The organism is Paraburkholderia xenovorans (genome assembly GCF_046030735.1).
GTDB classification, from domain to species: Bacteria; Pseudomonadota; Gammaproteobacteria; order Burkholderiales; family Burkholderiaceae; genus Paraburkholderia; species Paraburkholderia xenovorans_A.
The window spans coordinates 109,954-125,681 of the sequence record NZ_JAQQBV010000012.1; the positions used below are offsets into that span (position 1 = coordinate 109,954).

The 15,728-nt window shown below is 63.1% G+C and carries 20 protein-coding genes; 16 read left to right on the forward strand and 4 right to left on the reverse strand.

Features of this window, described 5'->3' with window-relative positions; translation table 11 throughout:
- Positions 1-112: 112 nt before the first annotated feature.
- A complete protein-coding gene (gpmA, locus tag PQQ51_RS14060; protein WP_408497393.1) occupies positions 113-859 on the reverse strand; it encodes a 2,3-diphosphoglycerate-dependent phosphoglycerate mutase in 747 nt (248 codons plus the stop codon).
- A 137-nt stretch (positions 860-996) separates the two neighbouring features.
- Between gpmA and PQQ51_RS14065 the strand changes: the two genes are divergently transcribed.
- The 5 genes from PQQ51_RS14065 (at position 997) to PQQ51_RS14085 (ending at position 3,974) form a co-directional block, all read left to right on the forward strand.
- Positions 997-1,422, forward strand: coding sequence for a rhodanese-like domain-containing protein (locus PQQ51_RS14065; RefSeq protein ID WP_011486658.1), 426 nt, complete (start codon positions 997-999; stop codon positions 1,420-1,422).
- Positions 1,419-1,682 carry a glutaredoxin 3 gene (gene grxC / locus PQQ51_RS14070; RefSeq protein ID WP_073429364.1) on the forward strand — a complete coding sequence of 88 codons (264 nt, stop codon included), beginning with the start codon at positions 1,419-1,421 and terminating at the stop codon, positions 1,680-1,682. The genes PQQ51_RS14065 and grxC overlap by 4 nt, the downstream gene beginning before the upstream one ends.
- 154 nt (positions 1,683-1,836) lie before the next feature.
- The gene (secB, locus tag PQQ51_RS14075) at positions 1,837-2,307 is read left to right on the forward strand and encodes a protein-export chaperone SecB (protein WP_042328727.1); all 471 of its coding nucleotides are present in this window, start codon (positions 1,837-1,839) and stop codon (positions 2,305-2,307) included.
- 22 nt (positions 2,308-2,329) lie between these two features.
- Positions 2,330-3,328, forward strand: coding sequence for an NAD(P)H-dependent glycerol-3-phosphate dehydrogenase (locus PQQ51_RS14080; RefSeq protein ID WP_408497394.1), 999 nt, complete (start codon positions 2,330-2,332; stop codon positions 3,326-3,328).
- 97 nt (positions 3,329-3,425) lie between these two features.
- Positions 3,426-3,974, forward strand: a complete 549-nt coding sequence (locus PQQ51_RS14085) for an O-acetyl-ADP-ribose deacetylase (RefSeq protein WP_408497395.1) — start codon at positions 3,426-3,428, stop codon at positions 3,972-3,974.
- On the opposite strand, the gene trmL is transcribed toward PQQ51_RS14085, so the two are convergent.
- Positions 3,947-4,417 carry a tRNA (uridine(34)/cytosine(34)/5-carboxymethylaminomethyluridine(34)-2'-O)-methyltransferase TrmL gene (trmL, locus tag PQQ51_RS14090; RefSeq protein ID WP_408497396.1) on the reverse strand — a complete coding sequence of 157 codons (471 nt, stop codon included), beginning with the start codon at positions 4,415-4,417 and terminating at the stop codon, positions 3,947-3,949. The two genes, PQQ51_RS14085 and trmL, sit on opposite strands and share 28 nt — an antisense overlap.
- A 19-nt stretch (positions 4,418-4,436) precedes the next feature.
- Complete coding sequence (locus PQQ51_RS14095) at positions 4,437-5,222, reverse strand: phosphoribosyltransferase family protein (protein WP_408497397.1); 786 nt, start codon at positions 5,220-5,222, stop codon at positions 4,437-4,439.
- Between the two features lie 84 nt (positions 5,223-5,306).
- Here PQQ51_RS14095 and PQQ51_RS14100 point away from each other — a divergent pair, with 84 nt between their 5' ends.
- The 8 genes from PQQ51_RS14100 to PQQ51_RS14135 all read left to right on the forward strand — a co-directional run bounded on the left by PQQ51_RS14100 (position 5,307) and on the right by PQQ51_RS14135 (position 12,601).
- Positions 5,307-6,272, forward strand: coding sequence for a methyltransferase domain-containing protein (locus PQQ51_RS14100; RefSeq protein WP_408497398.1), 966 nt, complete (start codon positions 5,307-5,309; stop codon positions 6,270-6,272).
- Between the two features lie 309 nt (positions 6,273-6,581).
- Positions 6,582-7,055: a DUF2244 domain-containing protein gene (locus tag PQQ51_RS14105; protein WP_408497399.1), complete on the forward strand. Its 474-nt coding sequence runs from the start codon at positions 6,582-6,584 to the stop codon at positions 7,053-7,055.
- Between the two features lie 66 nt (positions 7,056-7,121).
- Positions 7,122-8,738, forward strand: a complete 1,617-nt coding sequence (coxB, locus tag PQQ51_RS14110) for a cytochrome c oxidase subunit II (protein ID WP_408497400.1) — start codon at positions 7,122-7,124, stop codon at positions 8,736-8,738.
- A gap of 44 nt (positions 8,739-8,782) precedes the next feature.
- Positions 8,783-10,396 carry a cytochrome c oxidase subunit I gene (gene ctaD, locus PQQ51_RS14115; RefSeq protein ID WP_408497401.1) on the forward strand — a complete coding sequence of 538 codons (1,614 nt, stop codon included), beginning with the start codon at positions 8,783-8,785 and terminating at the stop codon, positions 10,394-10,396.
- 125 nt (positions 10,397-10,521) lie between these two features.
- Entirely contained in the window at positions 10,522-10,656 is a 135-nt protein-coding gene (locus tag PQQ51_RS14120) for a cytochrome oxidase small assembly protein (protein ID WP_211607278.1), read from the forward strand.
- 57 nt (positions 10,657-10,713) lie between these two features.
- Positions 10,714-11,328 (forward strand): cytochrome c oxidase assembly protein, encoded by a 615-nt coding sequence (locus PQQ51_RS14125; protein WP_408497402.1) that lies wholly within the window; start codon positions 10,714-10,716, stop codon positions 11,326-11,328.
- Positions 11,329-11,363: 35 nt separating this feature from the next.
- Positions 11,364-11,573, forward strand: a complete 210-nt coding sequence (locus PQQ51_RS14130; protein WP_408497403.1) for a DUF2970 domain-containing protein — start codon at positions 11,364-11,366, stop codon at positions 11,571-11,573.
- Positions 11,574-11,743: 170 nt separating this feature from the next.
- Positions 11,744-12,601 (forward strand): cytochrome c oxidase subunit 3, encoded by an 858-nt coding sequence (locus PQQ51_RS14135; protein WP_408497404.1) that lies wholly within the window; start codon positions 11,744-11,746, stop codon positions 12,599-12,601.
- Between the two features lie 180 nt (positions 12,602-12,781).
- Here the strand turns inward: PQQ51_RS14135 and PQQ51_RS14140 are convergent, their stop codons facing one another.
- Positions 12,782-12,991, reverse strand: coding sequence for a twin transmembrane helix small protein (locus PQQ51_RS14140; RefSeq protein WP_007179452.1), 210 nt, complete (start codon positions 12,989-12,991; stop codon positions 12,782-12,784).
- A 132-nt stretch (positions 12,992-13,123) separates the two neighbouring features.
- On the opposite strand from PQQ51_RS14140, the gene PQQ51_RS14145 reads away from it, so the two are divergent.
- From PQQ51_RS14145 to PQQ51_RS14155, 3 genes are all read left to right on the forward strand, one after another.
- The gene (locus PQQ51_RS14145) at positions 13,124-13,840 is read left to right on the forward strand and encodes an SURF1 family protein (protein ID WP_408497405.1); all 717 of its coding nucleotides are present in this window, start codon (positions 13,124-13,126) and stop codon (positions 13,838-13,840) included.
- Between the two features lie 89 nt (positions 13,841-13,929).
- The gene (locus PQQ51_RS14150; RefSeq protein WP_408497406.1) at positions 13,930-14,592 is read left to right on the forward strand and encodes an SCO family protein; all 663 of its coding nucleotides are present in this window, start codon (positions 13,930-13,932) and stop codon (positions 14,590-14,592) included.
- Positions 14,593-14,614: 22 nt separating this feature from the next.
- The gene (locus tag PQQ51_RS14155) at positions 14,615-15,724 is read left to right on the forward strand and encodes a COX15/CtaA family protein (protein ID WP_408497407.1); all 1,110 of its coding nucleotides are present in this window, start codon (positions 14,615-14,617) and stop codon (positions 15,722-15,724) included.
- Positions 15,725-15,728 lie beyond the last annotated feature (4 nt).

Genomic DNA, 15,728 nt, shown 5'->3' on the forward strand with positions numbered 1-15,728 from the left:
CCCGGCATACGCGGACGCCGCATGCGGACGCCATATGACGAAACGGGCCGCGCGCACCGGCGGGAAAACCGGTGCGCGCGGCCCGTTCGCCGCATCAGGCCTGGCAAGCGCTTCAGCCCGCCTTGCCTTGTTTCGCAACCGCGGCCTGCGCCTTGGCGATCGCGTCCTGGTCGCCCAGATAGTAGTGCTTGATCGGCTTCAGGTCCGCGTCGAGTTCATAGACGAGCGGCACGCCGTTCGGGATGTTCAGACCGACGATGTCGTTGTCCGAAATGTTGTCGAGGTATTTGACCAGCGCGCGGATCGAATTGCCGTGCGCGGCGATCACCACCTTGCGGCCGCCCTTGATGGCCGGCGCAATCGACTCGTTCCACAACGGCAGAACGCGCGCGACGGTGTCCTTCAGGCATTCGGTGAGCGGCAACTGTTCGCGCGGCACTTTTGCGTAGCGCGGATCGTCGTACGGCGCGCGTTCGTCCGACGCTTCCAGCGCCGGCGGCGGCGTGTCGTAGCTGCGGCGCCAGATCAGCACCTGCTCGTCGCCGAACTTTGCCGCGGTTTCGGCCTTGTTCAATCCCGACAGCGCGCCATAGTGACGTTCGTTCAGGCGCCACGAGTGGACCACCGGCAGATACATCAGATCCATCTGATCCTGCACGTGCCACAACGTGCGGATCGCGCGCTTGAGCACCGACGTGTACGCGATATCGAACGTGTAGCCCGATTCCTTGAGCAGCACGCCCGCCTGCTGCGCTTCACGATTGCCCTGTTCGGTCAGGTCGACGTCGACCCAGCCGGTGAAGCGGTTTTCCTTGTTCCACGTCGATTCGCCGTGGCGGATGAGCACGAGTTTGTACATGAGATTGCCGGTCGGTAGTAAGGAAGCGGTAAAGCGCTGCGAGGGTCCTGTGAAGGAGCGCCGCCATCGCGTCAGACGGATATTTTATAATGGCTCGATTGCCCTTTTCGATTTCTCTCTTTTTCGGCGGATTTTCCGTGAAGTTTTTCACTGATTACACAAACCTTGTCCTGATCGCGATCGTCCTCATCTCCGGTGGGTTGCTGCTGTGGCCGACGATCAGCCGGCGCGGCCGCGGTGGCCTGTCGGCCGCTGAAGCCACGCAACTGATCAACCGCCGCAACGCGGCTGTCATCGATCTGCGCCCGTCCGCCGACTTCGCCAAAGGGCATCTGCCCGCGGCACGGCACCTCGAATTTGCCGAGTTGCAGGCGAAAGTCGCGCAGTTGGTGAAGAATAAGACCAACCCGGTGCTGCTGGTCTGCCAGACCGGCCAGCAATCTAACAAGGCCGCGCGTATCGTGCAGGATGCAGGGTATGCCGAAGTCCACGTTCTCGAAGGCGGTGTCGACGCCTGGCAGAAGGCCGGCATGCCGGTTGTGAAACAAGGAGTAGCCAAGTGAACAAAGTGATCATGTACAGCACGCAGGTGTGCCCGTATTGCCAGATGGCCGAACGTCTTTTAAAGTCGCGCGGCGTCGAGCACGTTGAAAAGGTACTGATCGACAAAGACCCGGCCCGTCGTGAAGAAATGATGACCCGGACCGGTCGTCGCACGGTGCCGCAGGTGTTCATCGGCGAGACGCATGTCGGCGGGTACGATGACCTCTCCGCGCTCGATCGCGCGGGCGGTCTGATGCCTCTGCTCGAAGAAGCTGCCTGAATCCGCGCGCCACACGGCGCGTGAGCAGGCGGACGAAATAACAAGCCGGCGCGTTTGCCCGCCTCTTCAAGGGCGGGCAACGCGCCGCAACGATCTGGCGGCTCATGCAGTCATGAGCCGCCGCCATGCATACCTATCAGGGAATCACTCAATCATGTCCGACGAGAATAACCAGCCGTTCTTCAACATCCAGCGCATCTACCTGAAGGACATGTCGCTCGAGCAGCCGAATTCGCCGGCCATCTTCCTCGAACAGGAAATGCCGTCGGTCGAAGTGGAAGTCGACGTGAAGGCCGAGCGCCTCGCCGACACCGTGTTCGAAATCCTCGTCACGGGCACGGTCACGGCCAAGGTGTCGGACAAGGTCGCATTCCTGATCGAAGCCAAGCAAGCCGGCATTTTCGACATCCGCAACATCCCGGCCGAGCAGATCGACCCGCTGGTCGGCATCGCGTGCCCGACCATCCTGTTCCCGTACCTGCGCTCGAATATCGCCGACGCGATCACCCGCGCGGGCTTCCCGCCGATCCACCTCGCCGAAATCAACTTCCAGGCACTGTACGAGCAACGTCTCGCGCAACTGGGCAGCCAGGAAGGCGCGGCGCAAAACGGCGTCACGCACTAAGGTGTCGCAAGCGGTGCCGGCTATGAAGGTTGCTGTTCTCGGCGCCGGCGCATGGGGCACCGCCCTCGCCGGCCATCTGGCCGCGCGGCACGATACGGTGTTGTGGGCGCGCGAGCCCGCGCTCGTCGCCGAGCTTTCCGCTTCGCACGAAAACGCCCGCTATCTGGCGGGCGTTGCTTTGCCTGCGGCGCTTCGCTATGAAGCGGATCTGAACGCGGCGCTCGACCACGCGCTCGCCGACCACGCGTTATGCGTCGTGGCCACGCCCGTGGCCGGTCTGCGCGGTCTGTTCCGGGCGATGCGCGACGCGGGCCGGGTGCCGGCTCACGTGGTCTGGTTGTGCAAGGGCTTCGAAGCCGACTCGCAGTTGTTGCCGCATCAGGTGGTCGCGGCGGAATTGCCGGGGCACGGCAGTAACGGCGTGTTGTCGGGGCCGAGCTTCGCGCGAGAGGTCGGCCAGGGTCTGCCGGTCGCGCTGACGATCGCGAGCGCGTCGGCGGCATGCCGCGAGCGCACGGTGGCCGCGTTTCATCACGGCGCGATGCGCATCTATACCGGCGACGACATCGTCGGCGTGGAAGTGGGCGGCGCGGTGAAGAACGTGCTGGCGATCGCCACGGGCATCGCCGACGGCCTCGGCCTCGGTCTCAATGCACGCGCTGCGTTGATCACGCGCGGTCTTGCGGAAATGTCGCGGCTCGGCGTGACGCTCGGCGGCCGGGCGGAAACGTTCACCGGTTTGACCGGCCTCGGCGATCTGATCCTGACCGCAACCGGCGATCTGTCGCGCAACCGGACGGTCGGCGTGCAACTTGCCGCGGGCCGCACGCTCGACGACATCCTCGGCGGTCTCGGTCACGTGGCCGAGGGCGTGCGCTGCGCCCGGGCGGTGTTGGCGATCGCGCGCACGCATGCCATCGAGATGCCGATCACGCAGGCGGTGTGCGCGGTGCTGTTCGACGGCGTGGCGCCGCGCGACGCGGTGAGCGCGCTGCTGCGGCGCGACTCCAGGGCCGAATAAATCCTGTCTGTTCAGCCGTTTGGCGCACGATGCGCTGAACGGCTGCCAGCCTTGGCTGTCCACGTTTTTATCGACGCTTCGGATCAGCGAGGTTCCCATGCTCACTTTCAATCGTTGCACGCTTGAAGCCCGCGTGGTCGACATCACCACGCTCGCGCTCGACGCGATCGTGAATGCCGCGAATACGTCGTTGCTGGGCGGCGGCGGGGTGGATGGCGCGATCCATCGCGCGGCGGGCAAAGACTTGCTGCGGGAATGTGAAACGCTCGGCGGCTGCGCGACCGGCGACGCGAAAATCACCCGCGGCTACAACCTGCCGGCAAAACACGTGATTCACGCGGTCGGCCCGGTCTGGCAGGGCGGCTCGCGCGGCGAAGCGGACCTGCTCGCTTCGTGCTATCAGCGCGCGCTGGAAGTGGCGCACCAGGCGCGCTGCCGGAGCATCGCCTTTCCGGCGATCAGTTGCGGCATCTACCATTTTCCCGCTTTCGAAGCCGTGCAGATTGCCGTCGGCACCGTGCTCGAAACGCTGCCGCGCACATCGGCGATCGAACAGGTGGTTTTCGCCTGTTTCGACGACACCATGCTCGCGCGCTACGAAGCCGAATTGACACGCCGTCAGGCACCGCCTTCGAAGCCGGTCTGACGCCACGCTTCGAACACCACGACGGCAACGGTATTCGACAGATTCAGGCTGCGGTTGCCGGGCCGCATCGGCAGACGCACGCGCTGCTCATTGGCGAAGTGGTCGAGCACCGTGTCGGGCAAGCCGCGTGTCTCTGCGCCGAACACGAACCAGTCGCCGGCTTCGAACGCGTGCTCGTGGAAGCGGCCCGAACCGCGCGTGGTGAACGCAAACATGCGCGCTGGATCAGGCGACTCTTTCGCGACGAACGCTGACCAGTCGGCGTGCACGTTCATCTGCGCGTATTCGTGATAGTCGAGACCGGCGCGACGCAGTTTGGCGTCGTCGAGTGGAAAGCCGAGCGGCTCGATCAGATGGAGCCGTGCGCCGGTGTTCGCGCACAGACGGATGACGTTGCCGGTGTTCGGCGGAATTTCGGGTTCGACGAGAACGACATTGAACATGATGAGGCCAGGTAGATGACTAGTTTTTCGGCGTGCGCAGCGCGACGAAATTGGTCACGCGCCGCGCACCGGCGGCTTTGAGCGTACGCGCGAGCGCTTCGAGCGTCGCGCCGGTCGTCATCACATCGTCGACGATGCCGACGTGCAGACCGTGCACCGGTTTCGCGACCCGGAACGCGCGGCCGACGTTCTGGCGGCGTGCGTCGAGATCGAGCCGCGACTGCGGCGCCGTGTGGATCACCCGCTTCAGCAAGGTTGCGTCGCCGCGCACGTTCAGCGCGCGCGCCAGCGGCCACGCGATCTGCCATGCCTGGTTGTAGCCGCGCTCGATGAGCCGCCGGTCCGCCAGCGGCACGGGTGCGATCACGTCGGGCCGTTCCGATACGTCGTGCAACGAGTCTTGCGCGAGACGCGCGAGCCGTTGCGCAAACTCGCGCGCCAGCATCAGGCGCGCGCGAAATTTCAGGCCGAGCGCGAGCGCATCGAGTGGCTGGCGATAGTCGGCGAGCGCGAACGTCGCGTCGAATGGCGGCGGCTCGCCGATGCAATCCGCACAGCGGTAGCGCGAGCGGGCCGCCGATCGCGTGCCGGACAACGGCACCGCACAGACCGGGCAGCGCAAGTGAGCTTCGTTCCAATACGCTTCGTCGCAACCGGCGCACAGCGTGTTATGCGACAAATTGCCGCATAACACGCACAAGTTCGGCAATCCTGCGTGCAACACGCGCGGCCAGGCCGAATGCAAGCGGCGAGTAAGCCGCGCAAACCGGCTGCCGGAAGACGACCAAAATGTTCGGATTGGCATAACTGGACCGCCCGCGAGAACCTTTCACGCTGAATGCCAGGAAGCGAGCGAGTATACTTCGTGCTCTTCGCCAGTACGACACCCATGCCCCCAACTTCCGCTCAATCTGGCCGTCCGGCCTATGATTCCCGGCGTCTCAGGCGGATTTTCGACCGCCGCGCGGCGACCTTCGACGACGTAGCCTTCCTGCCGCGCGAAATCGCGCAGCGCATGCGCGAGCGTCTCGATTACATCAAGGTGACGCCGGCAAGCGTGCTCGACGCGGGCTGCGGAGCGGGCGAGGACCTTCCCGGTTTGCGCGAGCGTTTTCCCGAGGCGCCGGTGTTCGGCACCGATCTGTCGCACGGGATGCTCGTGCGCGCGGTACAGCACGACGCTGGCGACACGAGCTGGCGGCGCTTTCTGCCTGCCACGCTCGGCAAGGCGCTCGGCGCGCGCGGTCCGCGCTTCGCGCAGGCTGACTTTTCGGCGTTGCCGTTCGCGGCCGGCGCGTTCGAATTCATCTGGTCCAATCTCGCACTGCACTGGCATTCCCGGCCCGATCTCGTGTTTCCCGAATGGCAGCGCGTGCTGAAGGTCGGCGGCCTGTTGATGTTCAGCACGCTCGGCCCCGATTCGCTGAAGGAGTTGCGCGGCGCCTACGCCGAGGTCGAGGCCGCGCACGGCGTCGCCTCGCGCAAGCATGTGATCGACTTCGTCGATATGCATGATCTCGGCGATATGCTGGTCGAAAGCGGATTCGAGATTCCCGTGATGGACCAGGAAACGCTCACCATCACCTACAAGTCACCCGAATCGCTGCTCGCGGACGTGCGTCGCTGGGGCGCGTATCCGTTCGAGCGCGACGCGGCGTCGAATGCGACCGCGCGCCGTCTGCACAAGGCGTTGCTGGGCGCACTCGAAGCTCGCCGGCGCGCTGACGGCACCCTCGCGCTGACCTTCGAGGTGATCTATGGACACGCGTGGAAAGCGGTGCCGCGCACCACCGCCGACGGTCATGGAATCGTGCGGATCGAGGACATCGGACGAGGTTCATCGCGGAATCGGTGAGTCGGTAAAGAGGGCATCTGTTATGTCTGAAATTACCGATTCAGGAGACCCGCAAAAGGTGCGGCAAAACGGCGCGGAGGCTTGTCGCGCCGGGCTTCCGGGCCGATAGAGGCTTGCTTGTGGATGCTATGGATCGCGCCTATAATGCGTCAGTTTGTCGCCCAGAGTTCCCACATTTTTGGGGCGGCAGGCCCGAGGCGCTGGGCTGTGCATATCAGTAACGCGGAGGCATTCGAGCCGCTGCGCGCAGGTGGTCGGAAGCCTCGGCCGCAAGCGCAGGCAGCGGGCGGCGACTGGCAGGAGACAGCGATGAATGCATCAGATCTGCTGGCGGATTCAGAACCGGTTCTGAAGGACTGGACAATGAAACGCAACTGCTCGATATCGCCGCGGCAGTTCGTATTTTTCTACGTGTCGCTTGCGTCGTTCTCGTTGGCAATTGCTTTCATGCTGGTTCTGGTCGGCGCCTGGCTGGTGTTGCCGTTCACCGGTATCGAATTGCTGGCGGTGGGCATCGCGTTTGCCATCTATGCGCGTCATGCTGTGGATTACGAACGGATCCGGCTGTTTCCGAACCGGCTGGTGATCGAGCAGGTGAGCGCTGAGAGGCTCACGCAGTTCGAATTCAATCCGCGCTGGGTGCGGATCGAGCCGGGTGCAACGCCGCGTGACCAGATCAAACTGGTCTCGCGGGGCCAGACGATCATGATCGGGCAACATCTCGCGCAGTATCGGCGCGCACAGTTCGCAGGCGAATTGCGGATGTGGCTCACACGGTGTTAGACGTGTCAGGGCGCGCGGCGATCACGGGGAGCGGGAGACAGCCTTCCAGCGGGGTCGAGGGTTTGAATGGAAAATTTGGGTAAGGAAGCTATGAAAACAATCAAGCGAGCCCTCATGGGTCTGCTGGCGACAAGCGGACTGCTTTTCGCCGGTGCGGCCCTGGCAGTGGGCGATGTTCCGGGCGGCCCCGCCGTCAACGAGATCAATCTCCAGCCGCCCGCGACAAAAATAGCTGAGGAGCTCTTCAGCCTCCACATGTTCATGCTGGTTCTTTGCCTGGTGATCTTCGTCGGCGTGTTCGGCGTGATGTTCTATTCGATCTTTGCGCACCGCAAATCGAAAGGTCACAAGGCGTCGAATTTTCACGAAAGCACCACCGTCGAAATCATCTGGACGATTGTCCCGTTCATCATCGTCGTGCTGATGGCGCTGCCCGCCACCAAGACCGTCGTCGCGATGAAAGACACCACGAACGCCGACCTCACCGTCAAGGTCACCGGCTACCAGTGGAAGTGGGGCTACGACTACGTGAAGGGTCCGGGCGAAGGCATCAACTTCCTGTCCACGCTGGCCACGCCGCGTGCCGAAACAGACGGCCGCGAGCCGATTTCCACGACGTATCTCCAGGAAGTCGACAATCCGCTGGTCGTCCCGGTCGACAAGAAAATCCGCATCATCACCACCGCGAACGACGTGGTCCACTCCTGGTACGTGCCGGCCTTCGGCGTGAAGCAGGACGCGATTCCGGGCTTCGTGCGCGACACGTGGTTCAAGGCCGACAAGACCGGCACGTTCCGCGGCTTCTGTACTGAACTGTGCGGCAAGGAACACGCGTTCATGCCGGTGGTGGTCGAAGTGCTGTCGGCAGACGACTATGCGAAGTGGGTCGATACGCAGAAGAAGAAAATGGCCGCTGGCCAGGACGACCCGAACAAGACCTACACGATGGCCGAGCTGATGGAGCGCGGCGGCAAGGTCTACGCGGCTAACTGCGCGGTTTGCCACCAGCCGACCGGCAAGGGCGCGGGCGCATTCCCGGCGCTCGACGGCAGCAAGATCGCCAACGGTCCGATCGCCGAGCACGTGAGCCTGGTGTTGAAGGGCAAGAACGCGATGCCTTCATGGGCGCCGACGCTGAACGACGTCGAGATCGCGTCGGTGATCACGTACGAACGTAATTCGTGGGGCAATCACACCGGCGACATTCTCCAGCCGAAGCAGATTCTCGATGCCCGCAACGGCAAGCTGCCGGAAGGCGGCAACCATCTCGCCGACGCAGGGGCGGCCGCGAGCGGCGCGCAAGCGGCTTCGGGTGCATCGGCCCCGCAAGCCGCCGCAGCAGGTTCGGACAGTGCGGCAGCTTCGGCCGCACTCCCGGCGAGCATTTACTTCGACACCGGCAAGAGCACGCTGCCGGCCGACGCGCAAGCGGCGGTCGACGCGGCCGCGGCCTACGCTAAAGCGCATCCGGACGCGAAATTCACGCTGTCGGGCTTCACCGACGCCACAGGTTCCGCCGATCTCAACGCGAAGCTCGCGAAGACTCGTGCGGAAGCTGTGCGCGACGCGCTGAAAGCAGCCGGCATTGCCGAAGACCATATTATTTTAAAGAAGCCGGAAACGATCACGGATGGCAGCGACGCGAAAGAAGCCAGGCGTGTTCAGATCAGCCCGGCCGCCTGACGTGTTCATGGTCAGCATCGCAGTAATCGCATTAGGAGATTGTCATGTCTAGCATCGGACACGATGTAACCGCGGGCCACGAGCACGTACACGGCGACCATGCCCACGAAACGCCGCACGGCTGGCGTCGGTGGCTGTTCGCGACCAATCACAAGGACATCGGTACGCTGTACCTGATCTTTTCGTTCACCATGTTCCTCTCCGGGGGCGTGATGGCGCTGATGATCCGTGCCGAACTGTTCGAGCCGGGCCTGCAGATCATGCGCCCCGAGTTCTTCAACCAGTTGACCACCATGCACGGCCTGATCATGGTGTTCGGCGCGATCATGCCGGCCTTCGTCGGTTTTGCGAACTGGATGGTGCCGCTGCAGATCGGCGCATCGGACATGGCTTTTGCGCGGATGAACAACTTCAGCTTCTGGCTGTTGCCGGTGGCCGCGGTGTTGCTGGTCGGTTCGTTCTTCGCACCGGGCGGCGCGACCGCCGCGGGCTGGACGCTGTACGCGCCGTTGTCGACGCAAATGGGCCCGGGCATGGACTTCGCGATTTTCGCGGTCCACTTGATGGGCGCGTCGTCGATCATGGGCGGGATCAACATCGTCGTGACGATCCTGAACATGCGCGCACCCGGCCTCACGCTGATGAAGATGCCGATGTTCGTGTGGACCTGGCTGATCACCGCGTACCTGCTGATCGCCGTGATGCCGGTTCTGGCCGGCGCGATCACGATGGTGCTGTTCGATCGCCACTTCGGCACGTCGTTCTTCAACGCGGCCGGCGGCGGCGACCCGGTGATGTACCAGCATATCTTCTGGTTCTTCGGGCACCCCGAGGTGTACATCATGATCTTGCCGGCGTTCGGGATCGTGTCGCAGGTGATCCCGGCGTTCTCGCGCAAGCCGCTGTTCGGCTATAGCTCGATGGTGTACGCAACGTCGTCGATCGCGATTCTGTCGTTCATGGTGTGGGCGCACCACATGTTCGCAACCGGCATGCCGGTGACGGGCCAGCTGTTCTTCATGTACGCGACGATGCTGATCGCGGTGCCGACCGGCGTGAAGGTGTTCAACTGGGTCGCGACGATGTGGCGCGGTTCGCTGACCTTCGAAACGCCTATGCTGTTCGCGGTGGGTTTCCTGCTGGTGTTCACGTTCGGCGGTCTGTCGGGCCTGATGCTTGCGATGGCGCCGCTCGATATCCAGTATCACGGCACTTATTTCGTGGTCGCGCACTTCCACTACGTGCTGGTCGCGGGTTCGCTGTTCGCGCTGTTCTCCGGGTGGTACTACTGGGCGCCGAAGTGGACCGGCTGGATGTACAACGAAACGCGCGGCAAGATCCACTTCTGGGCGTCGATGTTCTTCTTCAACCTCGCGTTCCTGCCGATGCACTTCGTCGGTCTCGCCGGCATGCCGCGTCGTTATGCTGACTATCCGGCGCAGTTCACCGACTGGAATCAGGTGATCTCGATCGGCGCGTTCGGCTTCGGTCTGGCACAGGTCTACTTCCTGTTCGCGGTCGCGCTGCCGGCATACCGTGGCGGCGGCGAACTCGAAAAGGCCGGCGACAAGCCATGGGACGGCGCAACGGGCCTCGAATGGACCGTGCCGAGCCCGGCTCCGTTCCACACGTTCGAAAACCCGCCGACCGTCGAATAGCGGCAGCCGGCGAGGTTGCCGGCATCGGCGGCGCAGCAGATCGCCGCCGGTGCCGGCAGCAACGAAACAGCAGAGCAGCAACGTGGCGGCATCCGTAGTCACGAAAAGTATCCAGAAACTCGAGCATGACGCGCAATCCTCAAGAAAGACGTACGCCCGAGCAGGTTCGCGCGGGCAACCGGCGGATCGGTATCGTGATGTTTGTCATCGCCGCGGCCTTTTTTGCGAGCGTGATCATTCACCAGAAGTGGTTCACCTGACGCGGTAGTGCGACGTAGTTCGAGTGTTGCCGCAGGTCAGGTTTGTTGAGGATTGAGATGTCGACGCAACCGCCGGTTCAGGCCGATCGCTCTTTTAACCGTTCGATGCTGATCAAGCTGTTCGTCGTCGCGTTGATGATGTTCGGCTTTGGTTTCGCGCTGGTGCCGATGTACCGCGCGATCTGCCAGATCACCGGCATCAACAACCTCGTGCAGCGCGACGCCACCGCGCGCGAGGCGAAGAACACGCAGGTGGACATGAGCCGCACGATTTCGATCGAGTTCGATGCGAACGCGCGCGGTCCGCTCGGTTTCAAGCCGGAGCAGCGCAGTCTCGACGTGCATCCGGGCGAAGTGACGACGGTGATGTACGAGGTCAGCAACGAACAGGCGCGCACGATTCAGGCGCAGGCCATTCCGAGCTACGCGCCGAAACAGGCCACCGAGTACTTCAAGAAGATCGAGTGCTTTTGCTTTACGCAGCAGACGTTGACGGCGAATCAGACGAGGCGCATGCCGGTGGTGTTCGTCGTCGATCCAAAGTTGCCGAAGGATGTGAAAACGATCACGTTGTCGTACACGTTCTTCGAGCTGAATACGCCGGCAACGGCGAAGGTCGGAAGCGCGGCGCCTCCGGCCAATCCGGCGGCAACCGCCGCCGACCCCGCCTGACGGCATCGGCCGCAGACGAAGGACGAGAAGACGAGATGAGCGATAACAGCGGCAGTCCGCGCAAGAGCAGTTTTGGTCAGTCGATGCGTGCTGTGTTCTGGTCGTTTTTTGGCGTACGCAAGCGCCGCGATCTCGAAGCGGATGCGGCGCAGTTGAACCCGCTGCATGTGATCGCAGCAGCGCTGATCAGCGCTGCGATTTTCATCGTCGTGTTGATTCTGGTTGTGCGGGCGGTCGTAGGTTGAGCGGGTGGGATTGCGAAGAGGCGAGCGCACGAGGCGAAACGCCAGCGCCATCGGGCAAAACAGCGTCCACGAATGAGAGCGAAATTAGAGCAAAACGGTGCGGTATCGACGTGCCGTCGAAGATACAGCCGGAGATTCCGGGACAACTGGACTGAAGTGGAGAATCAAGAATGAGCGGTCAAAACGAGAGCCCGTACTATTTCGTACCGCATCCGTCGCGGCATCCGATCAGCGCCGCGACCGGATTGCTGGTGATGCTCGGATCGCTTGCGGCCTGGATCAACGACCACGAACTGGCGCCGATCGGCGTCGTAGTGGGGCTTTTGTGGCTGCTCTACACGTTGTGGCACTGGTTCGGCGACGCGATCGCGGAGTCCGAAGGCGGCATGTACGGCAAGAATGTCGACAAGTCGTACCGCTGGAGCATGAGCTGGTTCATCTTCTCCGAAGTGATGTTCTTCGGCGCATTCTTCGGCGCGTTGTTCTACGCGCGCGAGATCGCGCTACATCAACTCGGCAGTCTCGACTACAAGCTGATCTGGCCGGACTTCTCGGCGGTGTGGCCGAACAACGGTCCGGCAGCACTGGTCTCGACCTTCAAGTCGATGCAACCGTGGCCGGTGCCGACCATCAACACGGCGCTGCTGCTTTCTTCCGGCGCCACGCTGACGGTCTCGCACCACGCGCTGCGCGAAGATCATCGCAAGAAGGCGATCATCTGGCTGGCTGCGACGCTCGTGCTCGGCGTGTGCTTCCTGTTCCTGCAGGGCTTCGAATACTTCCATGCGTACAACGAACTGAACCTGACGCTGTCCTCCGGTGTGTACGGTTCGACCTTCTTCCTGCTGACGGGCTTCCACGGTTTCCACGTGTTTCTCGGCGGCACGATGCTGGCGGTGGTGCTGGCGCGGCTGATTCGCGGCCACTTCACGGCGGAGCATCACTTCGCATTCGAAGGCGCTGCGTGGTATTGGCACTTTGTGGACGTCGTGTGGCTGGGTCTGTACGTTGTCGTCTACTGGCTGTAACGCGGTCTGGCCTGCGCCGTAACAATGGAGGCAGGCCGTTCGCGCGGCGCTTTTCATAAGCGCGCCGAACGAGCATTAACGTGCAATAGCCTGGAAAGGACTTGAAGCAGCGCCGCCCTCGACCCTGTCAGGGCGGCGTTTTGCTTGATGGGGTGAAGCAGGGAAACCGCGAGGCCGGGCTCAACGCCCGTAAGGGATGCCGGTGGACTGAATCCAGCCCATCCAGTGTGCGAACAGGATGAACAGGAACAGCGAGATCGACAGGCCCACCCGTGTGGCGAGCGACCAGACCATCCGTTTGGTTTTGCCCTTGTCGTGCATCATGAAGTACAGCGCCGACACCATGCTGGCGATGATCAGGACGAAGGCGATGGGAACGAGAATGTGCATGGATCCGACCGAAACCAGAAAGCGCAGAGGCAAGACACTTATTATCGCACCGCGCGTTGGGCTCTGCCGCGGGTTCCAGACGGTGTCGCAAGCGCTGCAAGCATCACGGACGTCAGGTACGGAGCACGGTCGATGAAATTCCGCCTGCTTCCCGCGATAGTGATTCTGCTGGTGATGGCAGTCACGCTACGGCTCGGCTTCTGGCAGCGCGACCGCGCGCATCAGAAAGAAGCACTCGAGGCGCACATCACGCAGTTCGAAAACGCGCCCGCGCAGCCGGTGAGCGGCGCGCCGGTCGATCTGAAGGACATCGAATTTCATCGCGTGAAAGCGCGCGGCAGTTTCGTCGCGGATAGGGTCGTGTATCTGGATAATCGTCCGTATAACGATCAGCCCGGGTTTTACGTCGTGATGCCTTTTAAACTGGCCGGCGGCGGTTATGTGCTGGTCAACCGTGGCTGGTTGCCGCGCAACACGAGCAATCGCGAGACCATCGCGCCTTACACCACGCCGCAAGGCGACATCGAGATCGAAGGCATTGCGCGCGCCGATGCGTCGCGCGCATTCGAGTTGGGGCAGGGCGGCTCGGCCGCGCATCAGCTGATTCGCCAGAATCTCGATACCGCCGCGTATGCCGCGGAAACCGGCTTGCCGCTGCAGTCGTTCGTGATCCAGCAACTGAGCGACGACGGCGACAAACTGGTGCGCGACTGGCCGGCGCCCGCCAACGGCGTCGAGCGCAATTACGGCTACATGTTCCAATGGTGGGGCATGGCGGCCGCGGCGCTGGTGTTCGGCCTGTATGCTGCGCGGCGTGCCGCGAAGAAAGAGCACGCGCCGGGCGTGTAATGCATCGAAAGCGCGCAGCAAGCGCATCGCCAGCGGCTCCCCGCCCAATTCAGGGTTGAAGCCGCGCAATCATCGAAAGAGGTCCTGTAGTGTCGACGCAATCTCCCCGTTCGCCGCAAGCCGGCAAACCCGCCGTCCCGAAAGCGATGCCCGGCCAACCCAACGGCAAAGGCTCGTGGGAGCGCGGCCGCTGGATGCTGTTGCTGCTGGCCGTGATTTGCGCGGCGCCGATCGTCGTGTCCTATCTGGCCTACTACGTGATCAAGCCGACCGGCGGAACCACGAGCTACGGCACGCTGGTCGAGCCGCAGCGGCCGATTCCCGATGCGCTGGTCGTGACCGGCGAAGACGGCAAGCCGGTCAAGCTCGCATCGCTGCGCGGCCGCTGGCTGATGATCTCGGTCGATAACTCGGCGTGCGACAAAGCCTGCGTCACCAAGCTCTATTTCATGCGGCAAATCCGCGCAGCTCAGGGCCCGGAACGCGAGCGCGTCGTGGAAGTGTGGTTGCGCACCGATGCAGGCAAGGTCGCGGACGTGATACAAAGCGCCTATCCCGACACCGACATGATGATCGCCGACCCGGCGCAGGTGTCCGCGTGGCTGCCCGCCGATACGGGCACCAGAATCACCGACCACATCTACATGGTCGATCCGAACGGCAATCTGATGATGCGTTTCCCGAAAGATCCGAACCCGAGCAAGATCAAGGGCGACGTGACCAAGCTGCTCAAATGGTCGAGCATCGGCTGATGCCGCACACAGGGTAAGAAAGATGTTCGTACTGCAACTGGCCCTGATCGGCTTGTGTATCGCGTTGCTGCCGCTGTCCTACGTATGGGTCAAGGCCGACGACAACAAATTCCGCAAGCTGGTCTGGCTCACCACCTTCCTGACACTGGATCTCGTGATGTTCGGCGGCTTTACCCGCCTCACCGATTCAGGCCTCGGCTGCCCGGACTGGCCGGGCTGCTATGGCACGTCGTCGCCGTTCATCGCACATGCGGCTATCGCGGCCGCGCATCAGGCGATGCCCACCGGCCCGGTCAGCATGACAAAGGCCTGGATCGAGATGATCCACCGTTACTTCGCAATGGCGATCGGCGTGCTGATCATCGCGCAGACGATCATTGCGTGGACGGCGCGCATCAAGCGTCGGCCGCTGCACGTGTCGCCGTGGTGGCCCACTTCGCTGCTGCTGCTGATTCTCGTGCAAGGCGCATTCGGCGCGTGGACGGTCACGATGAAGCTGCAGCCGATCATCGTGACGACCCATCTGTTGCTCGGTCTCGCGCTGCTCGGCACGCTCGGCTGGTTGGCCGCGCGGCAAACGCCGTTGCCGGCTGACGAGCCGGAAGCCGCGCGCTGGCGCGCTGCGGCGCTTGCCGGTCTGATTCTGCTGATCGTGCAGATCGCGCTGGGCGGCTGGGTCAGCACCAATTACGCGGTGCTCGCCTGCACGGATTTTCCGACCTGCAACGGCCAATGGGTTCCGCCGATGGATTTCGCGCACGGCTTCCACCTGTGGCGCGCGCTCGGCATGACCGGCGACGGCGACATGATCACGCAGGACGCACTGGTCGCGATTCACTGGACGCACCGCACCTTTGCGATCGTCGTGGTCGCCTATCTGGTGTGGTTCGCGTTGAAACTGCGCCGTTTCGAGTCGCTGCGGCGGCCGGCGAACGGCGTGCTGCTGGTGGTGCTGATCCAGTTCATCACCGGCCTGTCGAATATCGTTCTGCAATGGCCGTTGCCCATTGCGGTCGCGCATAACGGCGGGGCCGCGATCCTGCTGCTTTTGCTCGTTATGTTAAACTTTCGGATCGCTTATAGCCGTCCCGGCCGCGCCGCGTTGCCTGCGCGCGATGCCGCGCCAGCGTGACCCC